At 57.3% G+C, this 279-nt stretch carries 1 pseudogene; it reads left to right on the top strand.

The features are described from left to right. A pseudogene (gene narH, locus EN851_RS36020) lies at positions 1-279 on the top strand (nitrate reductase subunit beta); the annotation flags it as partial.

Raw genomic sequence — 279 nt, 5'->3', positions numbered from 1 at the left:
CCAACATCTTCGCCAACCCCGACCTGCCGGAGATTGACGACTACTACGAGCCGTTCACCTTCGACTACCAGCACCTGCATACGGCGAAGGAATCGAAAGCTTTCCCCACGGCCCGCCCGCGTTCGGCGATCACCGGCGAGCGGATGGAAAAGATCGAGTGGGGGCCGAACTGGGAGGAGATCCTCGGCGGCGAGTTCGAGAAGCGTTCGAAGGACGTAAATTTCGAGGGTGTCCAGAAGGACATCTATGGTCAGTTCGAAAACACGTTCATGATGTATC

The organism is Mesorhizobium sp. M8A.F.Ca.ET.208.01.1.1 (assembly GCF_004791315.1).
Classification (GTDB): Bacteria; Pseudomonadota; Alphaproteobacteria; order Rhizobiales; family Rhizobiaceae; genus Mesorhizobium.
Note: the sequence above shows the minus strand (reverse complement) of the source record. Positions and strands in the feature narration are given on the sequence as shown.